The organism is Stackebrandtia soli (assembly GCF_965137155.1).
Lineage (GTDB): Bacteria > Actinomycetota > Actinomycetes > Mycobacteriales > Micromonosporaceae > Stackebrandtia > Stackebrandtia soli.
This window is the reverse complement of the sequence record NZ_CBCRZX010000015.1, coordinates 36,548-60,142: the sequence shown is the minus strand read 5'-3', so window position 1 is coordinate 60,142 and position 23,595 is coordinate 36,548. Positions and strand designations below refer to the sequence as shown.

Annotated in this window: 19 protein-coding genes; 6 read left to right on the top strand and 13 right to left on the bottom strand. The window is 63.0% G+C overall.

Annotated features, from left to right (window positions below):
* Window positions 1-104: 104 nt before the first annotated feature.
* Window positions 105-2,585 carry an Hsp70 family protein gene (locus ACM9NP_RS11330; protein WP_415646617.1) on the bottom strand — a complete coding sequence of 827 codons (2,481 nt, stop codon included), beginning with the start codon at window positions 2,583-2,585 and terminating at the stop codon, window positions 105-107.
* 374 nt (window positions 2,586-2,959) lie between these two features.
* Window positions 2,960-4,513, bottom strand: coding sequence for a protein kinase domain-containing protein (locus tag ACM9NP_RS11325; RefSeq protein WP_415646616.1), 1,554 nt, complete (start codon window positions 4,511-4,513; stop codon window positions 2,960-2,962).
* Window positions 4,514-6,998: 2,485 nt separating this feature from the next.
* Here ACM9NP_RS11325 and ACM9NP_RS11320 point away from each other — a divergent pair.
* Window positions 6,999-7,871, top strand: a complete 873-nt coding sequence (locus ACM9NP_RS11320) for a hypothetical protein (protein ID WP_415646615.1) — start codon at window positions 6,999-7,001, stop codon at window positions 7,869-7,871.
* Window positions 7,872-8,440: 569 nt separating this feature from the next.
* Here ACM9NP_RS11320 and ACM9NP_RS11315 read toward each other — a convergent pair.
* The 3 genes from ACM9NP_RS11315 to ACM9NP_RS11305 form a co-directional block, all read right to left on the bottom strand.
* Window positions 8,441-10,711, bottom strand: a complete 2,271-nt coding sequence (locus ACM9NP_RS11315; RefSeq protein WP_415646614.1) for an Hsp70 family protein — start codon at window positions 10,709-10,711, stop codon at window positions 8,441-8,443.
* Window positions 10,712-10,921: 210 nt separating this feature from the next.
* Complete coding sequence (locus tag ACM9NP_RS11310) at window positions 10,922-11,233, bottom strand: hypothetical protein (protein WP_415646613.1); 312 nt, start codon at window positions 11,231-11,233, stop codon at window positions 10,922-10,924.
* 61 nt (window positions 11,234-11,294) lie between these two features.
* Window positions 11,295-11,885, bottom strand: coding sequence for a hypothetical protein (locus ACM9NP_RS11305; RefSeq protein ID WP_415646612.1), 591 nt, complete (start codon window positions 11,883-11,885; stop codon window positions 11,295-11,297).
* 267 nt (window positions 11,886-12,152) lie between these two features.
* On the opposite strand from ACM9NP_RS11305, the gene ACM9NP_RS11300 reads away from it, so the two are divergent.
* Window positions 12,153-13,106 carry a hypothetical protein gene (locus ACM9NP_RS11300; protein WP_415646611.1) on the top strand — a complete coding sequence of 318 codons (954 nt, stop codon included), beginning with the start codon at window positions 12,153-12,155 and terminating at the stop codon, window positions 13,104-13,106.
* A 136-nt stretch (window positions 13,107-13,242) separates the two neighbouring features.
* On the opposite strand, the gene ACM9NP_RS11295 is transcribed toward ACM9NP_RS11300, so the two are convergent.
* From ACM9NP_RS11295 to ACM9NP_RS11260, 8 genes are all read right to left on the bottom strand, one after another.
* Window positions 13,243-13,677: a hypothetical protein gene (locus ACM9NP_RS11295; RefSeq protein WP_415646610.1), complete on the bottom strand. Its 435-nt coding sequence runs from the start codon at window positions 13,675-13,677 to the stop codon at window positions 13,243-13,245.
* Between the two features lie 322 nt (window positions 13,678-13,999).
* Window positions 14,000-14,440, bottom strand: a complete 441-nt coding sequence (locus ACM9NP_RS11290; RefSeq protein WP_415646609.1) for a hypothetical protein — start codon at window positions 14,438-14,440, stop codon at window positions 14,000-14,002.
* Between the two features lie 85 nt (window positions 14,441-14,525).
* Window positions 14,526-14,924: a hypothetical protein gene (locus ACM9NP_RS11285; RefSeq protein WP_415646608.1), complete on the bottom strand. Its 399-nt coding sequence runs from the start codon at window positions 14,922-14,924 to the stop codon at window positions 14,526-14,528.
* A gap of 851 nt (window positions 14,925-15,775) precedes the next feature.
* On the bottom strand, window positions 15,776-16,360 hold the full coding sequence (locus tag ACM9NP_RS11280; protein WP_415646607.1) for a hypothetical protein: 585 nt from the start codon (window positions 16,358-16,360) through the stop codon (window positions 15,776-15,778).
* Window positions 16,361-16,557: 197 nt separating this feature from the next.
* Entirely contained in the window at window positions 16,558-17,349 is a 792-nt protein-coding gene (locus tag ACM9NP_RS11275; protein WP_415646641.1) for a barstar family protein, read from the bottom strand.
* A 271-nt stretch (window positions 17,350-17,620) separates the two neighbouring features.
* Entirely contained in the window at window positions 17,621-18,064 is a 444-nt protein-coding gene (locus ACM9NP_RS11270) for a transposase family protein (RefSeq protein WP_415646606.1), read from the bottom strand.
* A 240-nt stretch (window positions 18,065-18,304) separates the two neighbouring features.
* Entirely contained in the window at window positions 18,305-18,718 is a 414-nt protein-coding gene (locus ACM9NP_RS11265) for a hypothetical protein (RefSeq protein ID WP_415646605.1), read from the bottom strand.
* A 207-nt stretch (window positions 18,719-18,925) separates the two neighbouring features.
* A complete protein-coding gene (locus tag ACM9NP_RS11260; RefSeq protein WP_415646604.1) occupies window positions 18,926-19,822 on the bottom strand; it encodes an RHS repeat-associated core domain-containing protein in 897 nt (298 codons plus the stop codon).
* Between the two features lie 347 nt (window positions 19,823-20,169).
* Between ACM9NP_RS11260 and ACM9NP_RS11255 the strand changes: the two genes are divergently transcribed.
* The 4 genes from ACM9NP_RS11255 (at window position 20,170) to gntD (ending at window position 23,585) form a co-directional block, all read left to right on the top strand.
* Window positions 20,170-20,679, top strand: a complete 510-nt coding sequence (locus ACM9NP_RS11255; RefSeq protein WP_415646603.1) for a GNAT family N-acetyltransferase — start codon at window positions 20,170-20,172, stop codon at window positions 20,677-20,679.
* 203 nt (window positions 20,680-20,882) lie between these two features.
* Complete coding sequence (locus tag ACM9NP_RS11250; RefSeq protein WP_415646602.1) at window positions 20,883-21,365, top strand: hypothetical protein; 483 nt, start codon at window positions 20,883-20,885, stop codon at window positions 21,363-21,365.
* A 568-nt stretch (window positions 21,366-21,933) separates the two neighbouring features.
* On the top strand, window positions 21,934-22,524 hold the full coding sequence (locus ACM9NP_RS11245; protein WP_415646601.1) for a DUF1989 domain-containing protein: 591 nt from the start codon (window positions 21,934-21,936) through the stop codon (window positions 22,522-22,524).
* 26 nt (window positions 22,525-22,550) lie between these two features.
* Window positions 22,551-23,585, top strand: a complete 1,035-nt coding sequence (gntD, locus tag ACM9NP_RS11240) for a guanitoxin biosynthesis L-enduracididine beta-hydroxylase GntD (protein WP_415646600.1) — start codon at window positions 22,551-22,553, stop codon at window positions 23,583-23,585.
* Window positions 23,586-23,595 lie beyond the last annotated feature (10 nt).

Here is a 23,595-nt window from a genome sequence, read left to right as displayed (position 1 = left end):
GCTGAGTCGAGCGGCCGGAGAGACCGGGATCCCGGCTTCCAGAGTAGCAATGAAGTCCAATATGGGTGTAGTCCACGAATCGGTCGTTAACTGTTGGGCGCCAATCAGTCCAGGGCCTGTTCGGCGTCGAGGGACCAGGTGAAGCCGAGGAAGCCGACGAACGCGGAACCGGCGACGATCAGGTTGCCGTCGACGACCGCGCAGGCCGTCGAATCCGGGCTGCCCGTGTGGCCGAACGTGCCGCCCTCGACGGCGTCGAGGGAGTACTCGGCGATGAGGGAGCCGGTGGCGACGTCCCACACGTAGAAGACGTCGTTGCCGTCGGCGGAGACGGCGACGACGCGGTCGCCCCACATCGTCACGTCCATCGCGGCGATGTCGGCCGTGTGCTCGGTGAACTCGACGACGCGCTCGCCCGATCCCATGTCCCACACCTCGATCGGGCCACCGGGCGTGTTGGTGAGGACGATCGGGCTCTCACCGTCGGCGGAGGCGCTGGCGACGTGCCACGCGACCTCCTGCTCGCCGCCGCCGAGCTTCACGGAGTCGACGAGTTCACCCGTCCCGAAACTGCGGATCTGACTGATGGGCTTCAGGTCCTTGTCGAGCCCGCTCAGGACGACGCGCGCCGTGCCGTCGATCGTCACGACCCGCATAGACCCCGTGTCGATCCCGACCGTCCACTCGTACTTCATGTCGCCGGTCGCGAGGTCCCACACGTAGACGGTGGTCTTGCGGTCGTCTTCGAACCCCCAGGTGGTGGCACCGACGACGACGGGCGCCCCGTCGAACTCGCCAGTGGCGAGCATCCCGACCGTGCCCATGTCGGGGACCTGGATGTCGCGGATCTGCGCGCCGTCCGCCGGGTCCCAGATCAGAACCTCTGAGCCCCAGGCGATCGACGCCATGACGGTCCGGTCTTCGAGCTTCGCCGACGCGACGGCGGTGATGTTGTCATGGGTCTCGTCATGGCCCTCGAAGGTGCTGATGTCGTCGCCGGTAACGGCGTCCCACACTCGGATCGGGTCGGTGTGCGCGCCCGTGACGACGACCGCGCGGCCGTCCACATCGATCACCTCTATGGCCTCAATGGACCACTCGTGGGCGGCGTAGACGGCGTCCGGCGCGGTGCCTGAGTTCTCCTCCGAACCCTGGTTGCTGCCTGGCGGCGTCCCGGTGCGGCCGTCGTCGGCACCGCCGTCGTCCTGGGTCAGCCACGGCACCAGGATGATGACACCGATCAGGACGACGGCCCCGACGGCGGCCGCGGCGAAACGGCCCCACCGTTCGGAGCTCGCGCGCGGCGGCGCGGGCGCGAACGGAACCGGTGTGTCGACCGGAACGGCCTGAACCGGCATCGGCTGCGGCGTCATCGGTTCGGGCGGCGCCACGCTCACCGGCGACACCATCGTCGGCGGCGAGACCGGTGGGGAGGGCGTGTACGCGAAAGGCGTGAACGGCGGGCCGACGGCGGACGGCGGCGGTGTGACCGGCGCCGAACCCTCGGAGACCACACCCATCGCCGACAGCAGCGCGCCATGGGCGACGACCTGCTCGATCTGGTCGACGACGACCGGCGCCGTCCCGAGTTCACGGTGCAGCAGGGTGGCCACCAGCGGCATCCTGCTGGAACCGCCGACGAGGAACAGTCCTGCGATGGCGTCCTCGGGCTGCCCCGACGCCCGGACGACCGCGTGCACGAGCCGCACGGCCCGCGAAAGCATCGGGCCGGTAAGCTCCTCGAGCTCCTCCCGCGTCAGGTGGACATCCATATCGAACAGTGGAAGATGGAGGTCGGCGCTCGTCTGACGGGACAGGCGCTCCTTCACCAGACGCACGTCCTCGACGAAGGTGCGACGAAGACGCCGGTCGGTCGCGGTCGTCGGGGCGAGGAGACGCTCCCACAACTCGGGCCGGTCGAAACGGGCCCGCAGGAAGCTGATGATCGCGGCGTCGACGTCGACGCCACCGAGGTCGTTCAACCCGTCGACCGAGAGGACGTCGAAGCCCGTCTCGGTGCGACGCACGACGCTCGCGTCGAAGGTCCCGCCGCCGAAGTCGTGCACGACGACTGCCGAACCGACGGGGATGTCGTGTTCCAGGTACTGCGCGAAGTACGTCGCGGCGGCGACCGGTTCGGGCACCAACAACGGTTCCGGCAGCCCCGCCGCCTCGGCCGCGTCCTGCAACGCCAGGCGCCGCGCGGAACCCCACGCCGCCGGGTACGTCAACGTGACGACGGACGGCGCCTCGCCAAGAACCTGGACGCACTCCCGGCGCACCCGGTCGAGCACGGCCGTGAACAGGGCGACGATCGGGATGTCGTGCGCGCCAAGCAGAACCGAGCCGTCGTCGATGCGGCGCTTCGGGTTCGGTTCGAACGATGCCGGGTCCGTCCGAGCCGAATCAACCGCGTCGCGCCCGACGAGCAGCGAGCCGTCCGCCGTGGCGAACACGGCCGACGGCAGCAGCGGGGACGAGTCGAACAGCAGCGGCTCGACTCGTCCGTCGACGCGCCGTACGACGGCGACGGTGTGGGACGTCCCGAAATCGACGCCGAGGAAGGAACGAGGGGTGGTACTCACCGCCAGATTGTAAAGCTTGCGCTCTCCGGTCGAGTCCTCCGAGGCGAGCCGTGGGTTGGTCGGCGGGTTCGTCGACACACCACGGAATCCCTGCGTAACGCCATCCCGCCGCGCAAACCCATCGCGTGTCCGTCGTTCCCGGGCAGGAGTGCGAATCCGACGACGGGACGGCCGATGCACCAGGTCGGTGGCGCCGCTCAGGATCAAGACGCGGCGCCATTCCACAGGTTCCTGATCGAGGTGACGATTCCGTTCGACCGGCGAGCGGAGCCGCAGCACCTAAACACCGTCCGGTCCCGGCCACGATCTGCCGGTTCGGTTGGAGGCGAATGGATGTCGGCGCATGTACCGGCGGAGGCCGTGATCCTGCTCGGTCAAGCCCCGAAGAACATGACGAACCCGACCACGAACCCGACGGCGAGGAGAACCACCAAGGCGACAATGAGAAGGCCATCGGCGTCCGTGCCCAAAATCGGCTCCTCCTCCTCATCTGGTTCGGGTCGTCCCGGCGACTCGGGCGCGCGACGCCTGCGGACGACCGGGATAGCGGCGCCGAGCCGAAACGCCAGTGAGGACGTCGATGGGGACAGATCGTGCCACGAACCGTCGGCGCGCACCGCCGCGTCGAGCACGTCGCGGGAAGTGATGGCTCCGTCGGTCCCGGTCCCCACGATCGACGCGAGTTCGACGCCGTAGCGGGTCGCCAATGCGCGCACCCAGGTCGGTGCCCACACAACGCGAGGAGACTCGATGCCCGGATCCAGCAGGAGTGTGGCGTCGACGTCGAGACGTGTGGTGGACTCTCCGAGCGAGTTCTGGTGATCGATGAGCGTCGCGCCCGTCGATGTCGCCTGTTGGTGCGCCTTCAAGCTGGATGCGAAGCGCTGCAACACGATCCGACGTTCGGGAGAACCGGCCGGAGACTCGGCACAGACTCGATCCCACCAATGCGCGTCGAGAGCGCTCGCGAGCGACCCGTGTCTCGCGCGGTCGACGGCCCCCTCTATTCGGAGAGGTTCGTCGATTGTCGACACGGTCGGTGGGTTGCGTCGGATCAACCGGTGAAGGTCGTCTTGGCGTGCGCTGATGAGCGAGTGAACGCCGCCCGGCCACGGTCGCGCCTTCGGGGGAACACGACCGATCGCGTCGAGGAGGCTCGACGGGGTGAATCGGCGCGCGGGGTCTTTGTGCAGGCAGCGTTCGACGAGGACTCGCGTCAGTGGGGGCACGCCCGCCAACGCGGGTTCTTTGTAGACGATTTTGTATAGGAGCTGCGCTGCCGATGCGCCGGAGAAGGGGCTTTCCCCGGTCGCTGCCGTCGTGAGTACGGAGCCAAGCGAGAACATGTCGCTGGCGACGGTCACCGCTTGGCCCTCGGCCTGCTCCGGCGACATGAACTCGAGGGATCCGATCACCTGATGTGTGCCGGTGAGTCGGGTCGAGTCGACGGCGCGGGCGATACCGAAGTCGATGAGGCGTAGGCCCTCGTCGGTGAGCAGGATGTTCGACGGCTTCAGATCACGGTGAACGAGATTGACGCGTCCGAGCTCGGTCAGCGCTGAAGCGAGGCCCGCCGCGAGGCGCAGCACCGCGTCTTCGGGCAGCCTCCCCATGTGTCGCAGCACTTCGGACAGTGGAACTCCGGGGACGTATGCCGACGCGGACCACGGGATGGACGCGTTCACGTCGTGGTCGATCACGGGGGCCGTGAACGCGCCGGAGACGCGGCCCGAGGCGGCCACTTCTCTGCGGAATCGTTGTCGGAACTCGGGATCGTCGGCGATGTGCTCGTGAATGCGTTTGACGGCGACGAGTCGCCCGTCCGGGCCACTCCCGAGGAAGACTCTCCCCATTCCACCGTGGCCGATCCGGGCGAGGAGCCAGTATCTGCCCACCTGACGCGGATCTCCGGACGCGAGCGGCGTCATCGAACCTCCCCACACATCACGACCCTGACCTCTCGCGCACGTCGACTCCATTTGAGACCGGCCACGCCATCGCACACCGCCGTGTCGGCCACCGCTCACCCTATCCCCCGCCGTCACCTCACACCGTCCCCCGATTCTCATCCGGTTCGCTAGAACGGTGCGGTACACGGGCGATGCGCGGGGTGTCACCGCCAACGGCTCGATGAGTCGCCGTACGCGGCGACACCCTTGCCCCGCAGACGAAACCGCCGCCCGCCAAACCGAAAGACGTGTCGCCACCGCCAGGACGCGACGCATCCCTGCATCACCGGGTCTATTTCTTCTTCCAACGGATCGGTTGCGGTAGCACACCGTCGCTCCAAAGCCGATCAAGCCTGACGAAAAGCCTGGACAAGCTCGTGTCGAACTCCTCCCATGCCACAGGATCCAGCTCGCGCCACGGATCCGTGATGATCAATCCTCTTGGCAGAGGCCCCATAGAGCCGCACATTTTGCGACAGGATGCGCACCACGTATAGCTGAATACAGCAGGCCGACCAGCGCGTTGCGTATTTCGTAGGTAACAACGAATCGCGCATACTCCGCACGAAGGGCAAGGCGATTCGGACTGATCCTGCAGAAAGTTTCGCCCTACCCCGAGAGACTCGATCTCTTGGGAAGAGAACGCCCGGGGTTTGTTCATATGTGTCTCCATGTAAATGAATCTTTCGTCCCGTGTGGTTGACGGTGATGGCGCCGACGATGGCATTGCATTATTCGGTCACGTCTCGAAGTACGTTTTCCCACCAAGGCGGAGCAATCAACTCCGGAGCGGTCTGCGTCACGTGCAACCAGGACACCGCATCAGGGTCCGAGTAGTCCATTTTCACCGAGAACGTTCGATCCGGATATCTGGCCTTCAGACACGCGCTCCACGTCGCCTCCAATGCTCTCCCGTGGAGGCATATCTCCATGGTTGAGTTGGGACCGGCGCTCGATGGACGTCGAGGCGACCGTCCGCGTCGAGGGCTGGTGCGTGCAACGGAAGTGCTGCCAGAGCCGACCAACTAGCGGATCATTCCACTCTACGGTGCACCATCCGAACCGTCCGCATCGGACTTAGGCGCGGGCGCGCGAGAAAAGTCGTGCCGATGTGGGCGGTGGTGCTTGACATCGACTACACACCATGCGCTACCGTTGCCGAGTGGTCGTCACACTGCGTAATGCGGGGGCGAACACTCCACAAGAGTTCCTCGCCGATCTCCCGAACACGGAGGCCGGACGTGGAGACATAGAACGACCGGAGCGGTCGCGCCTGCAAGCAATGCCCGCTCCGGTCTTGAGAGAAAGGAGGTTCCCGTCATGGACGGAAACCAGCCCTCTGCGGTACCCATTGTGCCAGCCGGGTGACAACCCGGCTACCCGATACCGCGCGGTCCCGCCGAGGAGCCTTTCACTCTCGGCTTGACCTGCGGTAACGATCGACCCGCCACCGCCGCACACCAGCACGGGTCGACCTCACCCCCGCGCGTCCATCGACGAACACGCGGGGTCCGGATGGTCGGGGGCCTCGACGCCCCCACCGCACTCCCCACGCCGCCACCGGCACCCGCCGCCTCGGCGCTGCGGCCCCTGGCCGTGCCGCTCCGCCCGGCGCGACGCGTGCGGCGGCGAGCCTCGGGGCCTTCGACGCCCCCGACCGTCCACACACACCATCATCGACCGTCCGTTAGGGATGACGCGCGCGGTCGACACTCCGTCCTCTTTGGGGGTTCATCGTCATGCCCGTCTACGACCCTGCCCACGACCCGATAGTCGCCGAAACGCCGTACCGACGGCCGTCCACAGCACGGCCCGGCCGTCCGGCGATCGCACCGGCCACCACCATCGACGAACCCGCGCCAGAGGAGGACCCGGCCCGCTCCCTGGGATCGTTCGCCCTCGGCGCCCGGCTCATCGTCGCCACCTACATCGGGCGCGGACACGCGAGTCTCGTCCTCCTCGCGCCCGGCGGCGCCGTGTCCGATCCCGTCGGCGTGATCACCGGCGTCGACACCGCCGTGCCGCTCCTGTTCACCCAGCCCGCCCAGCGCCACTGGACGAGCGAGCCCGCCACCGCGTGGTTCCTGACCCGCACCACCGTCGACCGATATCGCAGCACGCCCAACCCGCCCACGCACCCGACCGGTGCTCCGATACCGGCCCGCCCAATAGAAACCCACCACCGACGCGCGACCCCGACAACGCGGCCAGCCGACGCCNCCCGCCCCTACGCACCACCCGCAGCCAACCCCGACCGGCCCGATCCCCACGCACCGTCCGGGCCCCGCGCTCCGTCCGGATCGCGCGTCGAACCCACCAACGTTGACTCGAATCCGCGTCCGGTGACCGATCCCGATCCGACGCCGCCCATGGGAAGTCGGCGAGCGCGGAATGCCGTTCCACCAGCGCAACTCGACTCGCCGTCACCGCGAGACGCGCGTGCCCGGCCGAAGGGTGCCGAGGCATGACGGCCTTCGCGCTCGCGCCACACGTCGACGCCGACAGTCACGAATGGGTGCCCGACGACGATCCACATCGGCGACGCCTCGCCCGGGAGCGCGTGCGTGACGCGGCGATCCGGCAGCGTCGCCGGCCCAAGGCCGAACCGACTGATTCGGAGTGGGACCGCCTCGGGTGGCGTGAACGCGTCCTCAACGCGCACCGCGACCGGGTCGAGGCGGCGCTGGCTGAACGCCGCGAACGGGATCGGACGCCGCCACTCGTGCTGCGCCCCAGCGGGACTGATGCGTCGTCGTCCAGTGAGGACCTGCCGTCCCGCGCCAACGAGCATTGGCGCAACCTCGCGCGTCGGATTCTCGCCCGGGCAGCCGTCGACGCTCCCGAGTTCGACTGGTGGGCACCACCGGACAACACGCCCACACCGCGACCGGAACCGGAACCCGGACCGGCCCACCCCTTCGAGTTCCGGAGGCCACTCAGCATCCCGCCCAATGAGGAAAAGTCGCGCTCGGAGCGACCGATCCCGCCGCACCGTCAGCAGCAGCCGAACCCGTCCGACTCACGTACGGCGGTCGAATCCGAACACCTTCCACGATGGAACCTCGTACGACGCGTCCTGTTGTGGCTGTTCGGGGTGGGGCTGTCCCCGCGTCCGTTCTGGTGGGCGAAGACGTGCCGTGACTGCCGAGCCGACTGGCCCTGTCGGCCACTAGTCCGATCGCTGCACGAGCGATACCCGACGCTGAGCCCCGCCGACACGCGGCGACGCGATGTCGAACTGGAACGGCTGTCTCACAAGCGAAGCCACTCCGATTCGCGTGTCGACCACAAGCACCGTCGACGCCCGATCCGAAACCTCAACACCACACTGACCTGACCCTCCCCCAAGTCCCGGCGGTGGCAGGCAGCACCACCGCCGGGACGCCCAAACGAACTCGTCCCCCCACACCTTCCGCATGAACCGCCCCCGACACCTCCCCGAGACCGCAACCCTCTACGGCATGGTGCATCTACCCGAACCCATCACGAAGTCGCCGCCACCTTCCGAAGACCGCAACCCTCTACGGCTTGGTGGGGCGACGAACGAAACCGCCACCCGAACCACAAACAGCAACAAAGACCCACCAAGCCGCAAAACCCAACCACCACGCCATCCGAGCACTGCGCAACATCACCCCACCAAGCCGAACCCCCGCGGTTCCCCACTAAGAATGTCCACTAAGCAAACGCCACCACCGACGGCCCGTCAACCCGAACCCACCACAACGCCGCCACCTTCCGAAGACCGCAACCCTCTACGGCTTGGTGGGGCGACGACGAAACCGCCACCCGAGCCACGAACAGGAACAAAGACCCACCAAGCCGCAAAACCCAACCACCACACCATCCGAGCACTGCGGACCCTGTCCAAACCGTCTCACCAATCCCAACACCCAAGCCGGTGCGTCAACCCGCTTCGATGAGGAGGTCGTAGATGGCGGCACCGAGGTCGATCAGGTATTCGTTGAAGGCCGCCTCGTCCGGAATCGTCCACAGTGCAGGAAGGATCATGACGCGGGCGGATCCCTGATACCAGTGCATCGTCAGGGTGTCCACCTCCTCCATGGCGACCAGCCCACCCCGCGTCCACGCCCGCGCCTCGGACTCCTCGACCACCGTCATTCCAGCGCATTCCGAGTCGAAGAAGCATTCACCCACGTTGGATTGACCGTTGACGCGGTCGATGCTTACGGTGATGGCGATCGTTCCCTGATACGCGTTGGAGGCCCCGTCACCGGTGAAGACGATGTTGCACGATCCGTCCTCGGTCGTGTCGGTGCGATTGACTCCGGCGTCGTCCATGAGCATCCAGGTGGTGCCGTCACCGATTATCGCGGCGAGTTCGGCCTCGTTGACCGCGTCGCAGACGCTGCCGGGAATGCCGAAGTACGGGCCGAGATCGGCTTCCTCCTGTGTGGCGCCGACCGTGTCCTCATAGGCGGGATAGTCGGAAGGCTCCGGGGGACCACCGCCGGTCCCGAGCACGACGGCGAGGACGGCGATGAGGGCGGAGACGAGCACGGCACCCACGACTACTCCGGGGGACACCCGAGGCGACGGACTTCCCGATATCGACGAAGGGAAGGCATCGATGCGAGGACCATACCCGGAACCGAACGATCCACTGGGCGGCAACGATTGTGGCGTCAGGTTCCGCGCGGGCGCCATCGGATTTCCGGCGTGGACCGGATGGGCCGGGGGCGTCACGGGAACCGAATCAGTGTCGACGGTCGGCGGGATCAGCTGCACCGGTGCCGCGAGCGCACCCGACGTCATGGGCTGAGCGGCGGGGGCGTCTGACGGCGTCGATCCGTCGCGTTCCTCCGAGGAGGACGAGCCTGCGTTCGGTCGGTTCGTGTCGGGACGTGCCGGGGGTCCCGAGTGCGCCGATAGGAATGAGGCGTCCGTTGAGGATGGACTGGCGGCCGGGGCCGTCGATCGCGGTGAAACGTCAGCCGTCCCGTCGATCGCGTGTCGCGGAAGGTCAATCGCAGGCTGCGGCTCAGCGATTGGCGCCGTCGAACCGTCCGGAAGCGCGACGCTTGACCGGTGAAAATCATCTATTGGGGACGATGCAGCGCAGTCGAGTGCGGGCGTCGGCGCCGCGACGTCCGCCTGCTCCCCACCGTTCAGCTCCGCGAGCGCCCCGCTCGCGATGGCGAACTGAGGGTCGTCCATGACGACGGTCGCGATGCCGGTCTTCTCACCGAGAAGCTTTGCCACCATCGGCATCTGGCTGCCGCCTCCGATGAGGATGATCGCGGCGACCCGCTCGGCGGGCAGGTCCATGCCGTGGATCGCGGTGTAGGTGGAGCGGACGGTCTGCCCGATGACCGGCTCGACCGTCTCCTCCAGTTCCAGTCGAGACAGTCGCACATCACGGTCGAAGCCGGACCACACGACGACGGTCTCGTCACGACGCGAAAGCTGCTCCTTCGCCTGCCGCACCGCCGCGTACAGTTCGCGACGCGACGACGGGTCGATGATGTCGGCCGGCTTCTCCCAGTCGGTTTCGGCGCGTACCAGCAGGTACCGGGCAAGCGCCTCGTCGATGGCGAGACCACCCAGGTCGTCGCGGCTGTCCGCGACCATCATGTCCAGGGCGGCGCCGTCACGCCTGAAGACGGTGACGTCGAAGGTTCCTGCCCCGAGGTCGTAGACGGCGAGAGCGTGCCCGTCCGCGAGCTGCCCGGCCTGATCGAGATAGTGCCGCACGGCCGCGAGCGGTTCGGAGACGAGGGACGGCGCCGGGATTCCGGCCTGTTCGGCCGCCCGCGTCAATGTGGCTCGGCGGGCGGGACTCCACGTCGCGGGGACGGTGAGAACCACCGGGACAGTGGCGGGGCCCGACGGGAGGACCTCGTCCTTGACTCTCCGAAGCACTGCGGCGAGGGCGTGGACGACTTCGATCGCATCCTCACCGAGATCGATGCGACCGTCGTCGATGTGCCGCTTCGGGTGCGGCTCATATCTTTCCGGCAGCCGTTGTCCATCGATCCGGGCATCGAGGCCGGTGGACAGCGACCCGTCGTCGCGGCGGAACACACCCGACGGCAGTTGCAGGTTGCCGTCGAACACATGAAGACGGTGGTCGCCGTTCGCGCGGCGCACGCTCACGACGGTGTTCGCCGTCCCCAGGTCGATCGCGACGCCGCTGACAGGTATTGGGCCATTCATACCGGGAGGCTACAGCGCGTCGACAAGAGACAACACGGGCGAAGATCCACATACGACCCCCAGCGCTTGAGCCCTTCCATCCCAGCCGATGTCACGTCACGCCGATGCTCTTCAGCCCATCACCTGAAGCTGGCGGCTCGCGTCGTATGTCAACGAGATCATCGAGTTCCAAGGCAGGCAATCGTTGGAGATGGAAGTCCGTGTCACAGATCAGGGGATGGCGTCCGAGCCGTATTCAGCCATGTCGGCTTCTTGCTTCCTCAAGAACTCAGCCGCTCTCTCATGAAAACGCGCGATCTTCTCCTGCAAGTCGAACGGACTCTCGACGCGAAGCAGGATCCTCTTCATCTCGGGCAGCGAAATCCCAAACGCTTTCACAATGACGTGCGCGGATCGCAACGGACTCAGTCCCTTGTGTCTAAGGACTATCATTTCCGTCTCGGCATCGGCAGCGTTCCCCGCCTGGATCCGCTCCGACAGCTCCGAGACGATCAAATCCACTTTGAACTGATCATGATCCATTCCACGATCTCCTCGGATTCTCCTGCCTCGCCCGAACCGCCGACGTCAGCACAACGTGCGCTCATTGACTGTCTTCCGCCGGGAGGAGTTCGGTTGCGGTGGTGAGGATGAAACCCTCGCCGTCGTAGATACCCGTCAGAATCGCGAGCAGCTCACCGTCATCGCTTCGCAGCCACTCTTCAGGACACTCCGGCTCAGGACCCGAACCCGACCAACCCAAAACCACCGCATAATACAAAAAGGTCGTGTCGTGGGACATGATGGTCTCCCACAGGTCGTCTGGTCCGGCCGAGACTGAGCACGATGCGAACATTGCCTCGTGACATTCAACAACGACCATCGAAGATTCTGGTGCCGGATTCACCAACGCTGCCTTGAGCGGCAACTCAACGAACAACCGTCCTCGAGGAAGCTGATCCTCCAGGAACGAGACGAGCACGTTTGCGTATCCGTCGGGTGCTTCCCGAAACTGCGGCTTCCCCCACCTGAAATCCCGAGCCACCTCCACAGGCAACGACATCGGCGCGATCACCACCGAACCCATACCAGCAACGGCCTCATCGTCCAATGCCCAGGCCAAAGCCCCATACCCACGGAAGTCCTCCAGGCTATACCGAAACGCCTCAACACCAACACCATGAACAAATGCCACGACAGCTCCCCGTTACTGACCATTTGGGACCGATACGTACACCCTGAAGGACTCGGTGCTGGACGCTATCAGGCGACACGCAATCATGCAGATCAATTTCAGGCGTGACCCGTGGCCGCGCCTGCCCCAGGTGGACAGGTTTGGTGACCTCTTGTACCTCCAAACAGTGAAACCTTTGCATGTCTGGCGGCCGGGTTCGGTGTGTCGACATCAACGGTGTACCGCCCGAGCCATCACCGTCATCAACCACACAGGTAGAAAACCCTCATGGAGTCTAAAGAGTCGGTTTCGCGTGAGCGGCAGTCGTTCTGGTGTCGTAGACGAGGTCTTGTGGTGGGTGTGGCGGCGATCGTGGCGGTGGGTGCTGGACTGTTGTGGGTTAACAGCAAGTCGGTGGCAGAGTTGACGCGGGAGGAACGTATCGATCTTGCGAACCAGTGGTTCTATCTTCACGAGCAGGGTGTTCCACAAGAGAAGGTCCGACTGGCCGACGGGGCATACGTCAGAGGCGAAGAGACGATCCGGATCGTTGGCGAGCCCGAGTATCGGTTTGACGTGGATGGCGACGGTGCTAAGGATGTTGCCGCGGTATTGGAATCGACGAAGGAACCTCGCTGGCAGGCCGTTTATCTCTGGACCGTGACACCGGAATCCGTAACTCCTGTTGAGTGGCCCGCGTCATGGCAGTGGACCTGCGCAGCCGAGAACCATGAGTACAGTGATGGCCTCACGATCTGGGGGCTCGAGAAGGGTCCCGGTATTGATGTTCTACGGAGTGCCCAGAACGTGTGCGGCGCCGATGTCGGTGACGTCTCTGAAACGCACGCGTTCATAGGGATGCGTGACGGTATCCCGATCTTGATACGTGATGAGGGACTGACTCGACATGCTACGGAAACGTGCGTCGGTGGAGAACCCTGGATTCGTAGTTCCGACACCGATTTCATCGACATAACCGAGTCGACGACACCACTGCTCCAACCACGGGATGGTGCACCACCAGTCAGCGGGCCAGACGAAGATCCGAAGGAACGCTACCCAGATGACCAGGAGCCGGTGCGCATCCGCTTCCTGATTGACCCCGCCAGCAACCCCGACCCCGCCTACCTAGAGGTCCATAATGGATATGTTCCGGCCGTGGTCGACTGGTGGAGTTGGGGTGGTTGCGGATGGGTTCCCTGGGACACGGTCAAACCGGTCATCGACGCACACACCGACTGACCATCCGCTCAAAGCGGCTGTTTGTGCAGCGCACAGGAAGGTCAGAAGGACAGCAGCATCGGCGGGTTCGGTGTCACATCGAGCCCATGAACCCCGCCCGGCCGACATCCGCGCCGCGAGGTCTGAAATAGATGGATCAGGCCTCTTCGGACCATTGTTTGGAGAGGTCCTGTGCTTCCGATAGGTAACGATCGATGTTCTGCTGGGCGTCCTCGGATTGAAGGACGATCTTCCGAATGACCTGATACCGCGCCGCGAGAGTGTCCTCCGGGGTGACCTCGTTGAGAAGGTCCTCCTCCCCACGGAACGCGCGGATCGTCGCCTCGATGGCCAGCGGTTTGATGGCGGAGTCGGCATGACGATAGTCGTTGCGCATCTCGTTCACGAACACGAGAATGCTCGCGTGGTCCGCGGTGCTGCCGAAGCGGTGGTCGAGCATGACGCAGAACAACGCCGTCACCAGATCGTGGTACGCCGCGCCATCGGAATCCGGGACCTCACCACTCAAGCGATTGGCGGTCTCCAGATCGCCCAAAACCAAGGCCTTCAAGACTTCCCGATACTGAGGCACCGTCACTCCTACTCCGACCAATCCGCCGCGGCTTCGCTTCGGTCGCGACAGCGGCCAACACTACCGGCGCCCCACATCCATCCGCAGTTCCGGCGCGGGTCGCGCGCTCCCGCTTGGCGTGGGGGCTCATCCGGATACGGCCCACCTCAAGTCCGGTACGACCGCCAAACTAAACGTCCGCGGATAGCTGGGGCGCCCCGTCACGTCTGCGAGCGGGGTGGTCGTCGCCGGCACCCACAACCCCCTGCCCGAAACTTCAACTTGGTGGGGCGCCACCGGGCACCCCACCAGGTTGAGACAGCGTCGAACGGTGCGCAGGAGATCAGTCCTCTTCGGACCAGCTCTCGGCCAGCGCTTCGGCGTCCGTGAAGTGGTCGTCGAGGCTTTCTCGCACCTCAGCGGACTGGACGACGATCTTTCGGATGATCGGGAACATCAACACGATCTGATCGCTGGGCGCGATGTCGTCGAGAAGGTGCTCCTCACCAATGGCCGCGCGAATCAGCCCCTCCGCGATCAACGGCTTGAAACGTCCCGACGCACTCGGGACCTCGCTGCGCAACTCGTCGACGAAGTCCCGAATCTGTTCAAGGTCGTTCTCGGGAAACGCCTGGTCGACGACACCGTAGAAGACCGCCGCGACGAAGGTGTCGTACGCGAGGAAGTCCTCCTCGGATATCTCGTTCTCAAGCCGAACAACCGTCTGACGGTCATCATCGACGACCGCTTGAAGCAATGCTCTGAACTGTTTCACATCTGGCACGTGCATTACCTCCTCAAGGGCCCCAAGAGCCCAACCAACAGGTGAGACATGAAGGGACTGTGCCCCACACGTTGCTCGAAACTGATCAATCCTCTTCGGACCACGCCTTCGCCAGAGTCTCGGCGCCGGCAAGGTAGTCGTCGAGGCGGTCTTGCATCTCCTGAGATTGCAGAACGATCTTGCGGATCGCGGGTTCCTGCACCATCAGCTGATCAGCCGACGGTACGTGATCCACGAGGTGTTCCTCCCCGTAGATCGCCCGAATCATGGCTTCGAGAACGAGAACGTTCAGCTCGGGTTCCGCGTTCCGGTAGTCATGACGTGCTTCATCAACGAAGGCGTTGATACCAGCCGATCGCGCCGCACCACACGAAGCGACCGCCTCGTGGAACTTGCTCGACACCGACGCGCACACGCCCGTCGCCTCAGCGATCTGCGTCTCCACCGATCCCAACTGCGCGAGGACTTCCTCAATCGACGTCATGAAGCTCCCTTATCGCTGCGCGACTCGCGATACGACTCGCATCAGTACACAGACGACAACAGTCGCGCATTCGCCGACCCGATTAGCTCGACGATAACATGCCACTATGGATTGGCGAGCTAAGCCACGCACGCGCACCGATAATCGTCCTTCATGGATCCCTGACATGAAGCCAGTCGCGCTTATTGACCATAGGACTTCGGCAAACCTCAGAATCGAACTTTCACAGTCTTGGCGATCATCTTTCAGAACCTGCCATGCACGAGAGATGCTCTCAACCACCGGAGCTGACGGCCGATCTGAGCTGGCCCAATCTGCCCCATCGCGATAGCACCAATAGGCATCCTTCTCAATTAGGGTCGGGTCCGGATTGAAGGCTTTGAATCCAAAGAATCCATGAAACGCTCGCATCAGCACGTCCCTGTCGATATCAACATGAAAGGGATGGTCAGCCGCGAGCCGTCGAGCATGAACTCGGGAGCCTACGGCGAACAGGACTGTTCCCAGCCAGTCGAGCCCCAAGGGGATGCCAGCATACTTGTCCTCGGACATCGTAACCACACCATCCCATGCGTCTACCAGCGATGCTAGTACTGGGGTAGCGGGCTCCGGGTTGATGTCAAGCCACATGCTGTCATGCGCCTGAACCCAAAAGAGGTCACCATGTACCGCCAGCACATCGTTGGACGCGAATGTTCTCGCGATCAAACGATCTCCGATTGCAACTACATCGTCAACCATAAGTGACATCAACAGCTGTCCAACCCTCTACTTTCCAATTCTCCGATCACACGATTAATGTTCTTCTGGATTCCTATGATCTGCCGCTCATGGCTACCATACTGAGTTGTTCAAGATGTGTCTTCTTTCGGGAGGAGTTCAGTAGCCGTGGTGAGGATGAAGCCCTCACCGTCATAGATTCCCGTCAAGATCGCGAGCAGCTCGCCGTCGTCGCTTCGCAGCCACTCTTCAGGACACTCCGGCGCAGGACCCGAACCCGACCAACCCAAAACCACCGCATAATACAAAAAGGTCGGATCGTGGGCTCGCAGTGTCCGTTCTACGTCAACATAGCCCGCAGCGATTTCGCACGATGCGAATATCGCCTCACCACATTTGATGATCTTCATCGAATACTTGGGTGTGAATACCTCTTCTGGTAGCGGAAGTTCGAGAAACAAACGCCCCTCAGGAAACCGATCAACCAAGAAACTCGACATCGGTTCGAAATAGCCGTCAAATGGATCTATGAACTGTGGCTTTCCCCACCTGAAATCCCGAGCCACATCCACCGGCAACGACCCCGGCGCGATCACCACCGAACCCATACCAGCAACGGCCTCATCCCCCAAAGCCCAGGCCAAAGCCCCATGCTCGCGAAAATCCTCCAAGCTATACCGAAACGCCTCAACACCAACACCATGAATAAACGTCACGACAACACCTCACTTCTCTTCTTTTTTCGGCAAAACAAGTCCATCTTCAAAGATGCAATAGTCGACCCTATCGGGCGACTTGTAATCATAATGCGAATATCGGCGGCATTACCACATAAACCTGGTCGGAGCTCTATGACCGAATGTATCTGGTCGCCGCTCGACATCATTGCGGAGATCTTTGACATCTATTTGCTTCATGAGTTTCTTGAGTTCCTCGTGGACTCCGTAGTACCAGTAATCACCACGTCAACACCGTGTTCGCGGAGTATTTCTACCGTTCGCTCCACGTAATCGGTGCCCACGAACCGTCTCGAGGTCTCGAAATACCGCCACACCAACCGAAACGGAACATTCCCGCCAACGGTCGACCGCAGACAGTCGTCCATTCCATCCAGGTTGCACCCGAAATACCCGCGCGGGCCGTTCACCGCCTCACCCAACGCGCAGTACATTCCCGCACGACTCAACATTGTCCGTCCGTCGACTTCCACGACAGGATCTGTCCCACACCGGACCGGTCCTTTTCCAGCAAAGAACCACGCGGACATCACCACATGCAACCAGTCTCTATGCCACTCGACCGGATACTCCATCCACTCTGCACGCCCAGCAGGAACATCCACCCACCGCCGCCATAGCTCCCCCGCGAACGAATGAAACACATCGTCCTCATCTGGCAGACCAACACCGAACGATCGATCGACCAACCCGGTGAAACGCTCGCTCGGCACCGGATCAAGTACATCCATCTCCGACTGCGCGTAACGACCCAGATTCTCACCACGTCGATTAACCACGTCCAGCACCGACAAACCCAACGCGCGACGCACACGATCTGGTTGAGGAATATCCTCCAGAAGATCCCGCGTCACACCACGAAACGTCAACAAGCCCGATGCACTTTCGGCAGAGGACGGAAACAACCCCTCCACGTCGATCGCCTCCACCAACACCGCGTCAGACTCCCGATCCACCAACCGATACATCGGGTGCACACTTCACTCCATTTCCATAGAGACCGTCATGTTACAACTCACTTCCAACCGTCATCCGGGAAATGGGGAGCCGGGAATGGCCGAATATCCGAATAATGCTCGAGAGAGTATCCCATTATTACCCTGCCATCGGAGAGCACCTTTACAAGCATCCTAAATCCATTTTGTGTGTCCTTCCGACTCGGGACTTCGTACTCGATTGCACCAGCCCATCGTCGATTTTCGTGCCCCTTGTATACCTTTGATTTTCCAGTGACAGGATCTATCCTCGGAGTTCCGACTCCTGCCCGTATCTCCTCGTAAGCCTTGGCAGCGCACCCGACGTCCACAACAGATCACCATCGGGGGCCGTGATGGCCTGCACGTTCACCCCATGCGTCCGATGCTTCCCCGAGTAATACGGACGATCCACCGCAACACGATCACCATGGATCAACGTCCCGTCGAGGATCACATACGGCACCCCACGCCGTTTCGCACGCCGCAACACCTTCACCAAACCCGGCGCACGCGCCGCCACCAGGGAAATCGTCTCGTTCACCCGACGGAACACCGTCGACACCGACACCTCGAACCCCACCGCCACACACGCATACGTCTCACCCTTATGGAGATACGCCAGCGTCATCAACGCCTGCCGACCAGCAGTAACGCGCCGCCACCGCACCCGGACCTTCCTCCGGTGGACACGAATCACCCCGGCCACGAACCGCAGGGTCGACGACGACAACGCCCAAACCCGCCTGATACAACAACAAGAGAAGCTCCTGTGGGACAGCGACATAGACAACCGTCGTTCTACCAGGAGCTTCCTTCACGCCCACACCCGGCGCCATCCACACCAGAACCACACCCAGAGAACCCTAGATCCGCTGCACTCCAACGAATCCCCGACAGGATGAAAAAGGCTCAGTAACGGGACAACCTCTAATCTCCCTCCACTCACCTATCTCATCTCATCACGGATGCTGATGGAGGGCCAAACTCGTACGTTCATGACATTCGAAACGACCAAGCTATCCGAGAATATTACTCTAATATTCGCGCCAGTTGTCCTATTGAATGTCAACGATATGCGTCGGACACCTTCGCGAATGATCTCGACGAGCATTTCGCTGCCTTGCGTCCAGCGAATCTCAATCGATTTCCGAAGGAGGTCGTATGTGAACAGAAGCTGTTCATCAGGACCACACGGGATAGAGACGTGCTGCACCGACCATTCTTCGTATTCATCGGGTACAGGCTGCACACCCAGCCAGGCAAGCCATTCGTTCTCATCAGGAGTAAGGAGTTCCACAAAGATCATCAACCCTTCGGGACGATTGAACTTAGTTTCAGCCCATCGTCTGTAACTGCCCAAGATGACTCCACCAAGAGGAAGCCATTCGGTCCAGCGAACAAGCCGTCTTTGACGATCATTGTCGTACCGTGCTTGTTCGTGTATTCTTTGACGATGTTATCATAACGACCGGCTTGTTCAGTGAGGGAATCGCTCAGGATCTGTCGACCCTCCGGCGTATCATGAATTCCGATTCTAGCGAATTGTTCTTTCATAAATTTCGAACGATCACTGTTGTGTTTGCCCGAATCTACCTTCCCGAAGATGTAATCGAACTTGCCGGGGGGCAATGGTTATGGAGATATCTGTGCTGACCTTGATTGCGTCACCAATCTTGTCGGCAATCTTCGCAAGTTTGCCTGCCGGGGTGAATCCCAAGGCAGCAGTTGCGCAGGCACCTATATCGCCATTAGTACAATCAGTGGCATCAGCGAATCCCGGGTCCAGAACTGCGACCACCATATCCATAATGGATGTACCGGAGGCTGCCTCCTGGTATTCTCTGCATGCAGTGGGGTTGTGCTCACACCACATTGCTGTCATTGTTGACTGCTGTTCGTCATGTGTAAGTTGCATGAACGATCGACCGTCATTCACAACCATCGAGTACTCATCCAAGGTCCATACGCGATCGACACCGGGTTCATTCCCCAAGGTCTGGGCCCCGATGTACTTCTCGTATGCCGAGCGGGTGTCGGACGCGCCGAAGACGTTGCCCTTGCTATCCCTGTGGAATGAGGTCTTGCAGGCATCGTCACCACAGAACTCCAGGCCGTCGGGGTCGCTGTAGGTGGTGGGGTTGTTGTTGCTGTACGCGTAGCCGTGCATCGTTTGCGGGTCGAACTGGTCGATGAGCGGGTCGATCGAGATGAACCGCCCGGTCGTCGAGTCGTATTCGCGCGCACCGAGATGCGTCAAACCCGTCGGGTCGATGGTGCCTCCGACGAAACCCTTCCGGCTGCCCCAGGAACCGCTCGCGGGTTGTGGGCCGCGCGGGTTGCCGTACGGGTCGGTACGCCTGTGAACGATCGCGCCCGTCGCCGGGTCGAGGCTCATCGTTGCCGTGCCGTGGTGGTCGGACAACTGATACTGCTTCAGATCACTGGAAGTCTTGACATACGTCACTCCACCAAGGAGCTCGATGGTCCGCCTGCCCCGGATGCGCTTCCGGGGTGCTCCCGAACGAACTCGAGTTCGGACAGGAAGAGAGTCGTGTTCGTCGCCATCGTATTAGTACCTGCGCGTTCGGTTGTTCGCTGCCCCAGGCGGGTAGGCGTAGGTCGGGTCGCTGGTGGGGCGCCGAGCACTCCGGTCGCCTGGCGGTGTGGCCGGTGCGGCGTCCGGTTGTCCAAGGGGTGGCTCATACCAGCAGAAATGGGTCCCGCATGTACCTGGTCACCTTCGCGCCGGTCGCCTGGGGCGCCTCGAAATGGCCGTTGCCGACCGTCCCAATTCCTGGCAAGGTCGCGACCATGACACCCGTGCTGCGCTCCGAACGACTCGTGCTCGAACCGTACCTCCCCCGGGACGAAGCGGACTTCGTCGCGTTCTTCCAGGACGCCCGGGTATCGCGGTGGATGGGCGACGGCCCCTCTCCCGAGGAGGACGACCGCGCCCTGTTCTGGCGGATCTTCCCCAACGTGTACGACACGAGCGCCTTCGACGTGTGGGCGGTCCGCGAGAACGGCGCCCTGGTCGGGCACGCCGAGATCAAACCGACAGAGGTCTCTGGAGGCCATGAGCTCATCTACGCCCTGGCCCACTCGGCATGGGGCCGGGGTCTGGGAACCGAACTGGCGAACACGATCGTCGCCTACGGCTTCGACGAACTGGGACTCTCTGAAATCCATGCCACGGTCAAGGCGGAGAACACCGCTTCCCTTGCGGTCATGACCAAACTCGGCTTCGAACACGTCCGCGATGATCCGAACGACGACGGCAGCGTCACCCGCGTCCTGACACTACGGAAACAGAACCTCTAAGGAAACCCCGGCCGCATATCCAACCGGTTCACAGGCCACCGCTGCACATACCGATATTGACACTCCGATTGATGCTAACGGGCAGCCTCAGTCGCTGTGGTCCCTCTTTTGGCCGCGTTCCAAGCCATTCCGGTTGGCGCGTGATCGACACCGGCAACCCACAGGTTCCCCACTCGGCCGCAGGCGTTCTAGCATCGAGGACCATGCGATATGAGGAGTGGACCGTCGAGCTGCGAGTGCTCGTCGAGGGTGCGACGGTGGAACGGCGGTGGGCGTTCGGGTTGGACACAGTGCGCCGCTTGACGAACGCCGAAGCACTCGACGCGTTGTGGGATGGCGAGCTGACCGAGGCGGCGTGGGGTGCGTTGCGCACGGCGGTCGCGGCGGCGCGGGACGTCGAGCCGACGACTGGTGCGAGTGTCGCGACCGTGATCGACCGGCTGCTCGGGACGGTCGACGAGGGAGTCCTGTCCGATGGGGATATGGACCCGGAACTCCTCGCCGTCATCGAGGTTGTCTCGTCTTGGTCGTCGTACCTGGGCGACGGCTCGGCCGAGAATCTGGCGCGGTTGGCGACGGTTGCGTTCGAGCGGATCGACTACGAGGAATCCGTCGACCTCGACGACGTCCTCGCCACCGTCGACATCGCGGAGGAATGGAACCGGACCCGAAGGCTCCTCTCCTAACACTCCCCGGGCACGGCCCGTCGCGACGAACTCCGAACACCGCAAGTTCGGCTCGGCGTTTACCCCCGACTTGAGGCGGCCGCCCGCCCCATCCCGAGGGTGGGGAGCAGCGCCCCCGCTGACCTGTGAGTCGTAACGAATGCGCGAAGAACCCATGCACACGTGGCCGTTCTGCGGAGTCCACAACGGAGCCCTCACTGAAGCCGCCAACGGCACCATTGCACGGTCGAGAGAGTTCCAGTCACTGCGTGGTCGGGGCTTCCGGCTTGGTGGGGCTCTCTTTCCCGACTGAGGCTCGTCCTCCGGTCCCATACGCGGCCACATGAAACCCAAGAGACGCACCGTGTCTCGGTTGAGGACATTCCCACCAAGCCGAAGAGGCACATCATGTCCCGACCGAACGCAGCATTGTGGACCATGTGGGATCCGCGTGTGCTGTCGACTGGCAACCGCTTGTTAGGCTCGACCCCGCCGGTCGTGGTACGGAGGTCTCGACCGGCGCGTCGCGTGGCAACGCCAAGGGGCGCAGTGTCTTCCGTACGGGTTCCGCAGATACAGGAGTGCAGCCTTGACCACCTCATGGAGGATTCCACCGCAGACGGGACGGCTGATCGAGGTCCCCTCCGGTTCGACGTTGCGGGTGATCGACCCTTTCGGACAACAGATCTCAGACGTGTTCGCGTTCAACGCGGCCGACACCCGCGAATCGCTGTCCTCGGGCCGCACATTGGACAACCTGGGAAAGTACCTCGTGACCACCGGTGATGTGCTGTACAGCAACCGCAGCCGTCCGATGTTTACCATCGGCGAGGACACCGTCGGTCGGCACGACTTCATCCTCACCCCGTGCAGTCAGGCGACCTTCGATCTCCTGTATCCCGACCACACCGGATATCACCCGAGCTGTCTGGAGAATCTGACCAAGGCGTTCGCCCCACACGGAATCACGGCGGACGACATCGGAACCACGCTCAACGTCTTCATGAACGTCGTTCCCAAAGAGGACGGTTCGATAGACATCCTCCCCGGTGTTTCGAAGGCGGGAGATCACATCGATCTCATCGCCGAGGACGACCTGCTCGTCGGCGTGACGTCCTGTTCCGCCGAAACGTGCAACAACGGAGTCCTCACCCCCATCGACGTCGAGCTGCGGCCCTGATCCTTCCCCGCCGAGGAGTACCCCCCATGAACCGCCCGGACATCGGCGCGCCCGCGTCCCTCACCCTGTCCCCCACCGAGGCCACCGTCGCCGCCGATCTGGCGCACTACGTCGCCGCCCGCTTTCCTGCCATGGACGACCCGGCCCTGCTGCGCGAACTCCCGCTGCTGGCCACCGGTTTGCCGGACCGCGTGCGCCGCTTTCTCCGTGATTTCAGCTTGGACGAGTACAACGGCTACTGCGTCATCGACGGGCACGTCGTCGACGACGACCGCATCGGCGCGACGCCCGAACACTGGAAGGGACGAGCGCGCCCGGGACCGGAGTTCGCGGAGGAGATCCTCCTGCTGTTGTACGGTTCCCTGCTCGGTGAGCCGTTCGGTTGGGCGACCCAGCAGAACGGCCACTTCGTCAATGACGTGTTCCCGATCCGTGAGTACGAGAACGAACGGCTCGGCACGGGAAGCAAGACGCCGTTGACTCTGCACACCGAGGACGCGTTCCATCCGTATCGCGCGGATTACGTGATGCTCTATGCCTTGCGCAATCCCGATCACGTGCCCACGATCGTCGCCGAGTTGGACTACTCCGTCTTCACTGGTGAGGACTTGGACGTGCTGTTCTCGGACCGGTTCCGGGTGGTCCCCGATACGTCGCACCTGCCGAAGAACAACACGATCCGTTCCGAGGCCGACCGCGCGTACTTCGACAGCATCGAAGCACTCATGAACGGTGATCGCCGCGCGTCGCTGCTGTTCGGTTCTCGAAGCGCTCCGTTCCTGCGTTTCGACGAGTCGTACATGCGCCCGGCCGACGACGATCCCGAGGCGAAGAGGGTGTACGACCTGGTCGGCGACGAACTGCGGGCTCGTCGTCATGACGCGCGGGTCGATGCGGGAGCGCTGCTCATTCTCAACAACAGTCGGGTCGTTCACGGACGCAGCACTTTCAAGGCCCGTTACGACGGTACTGATCGGTGGCTCAAGCGCGTCAATGTGACGACCGACTTGCGCAAGTCGGCCGAGATGCGGGGACGGTTGGGACCGCGCCTCGTCGGCTGACGGAATCTGA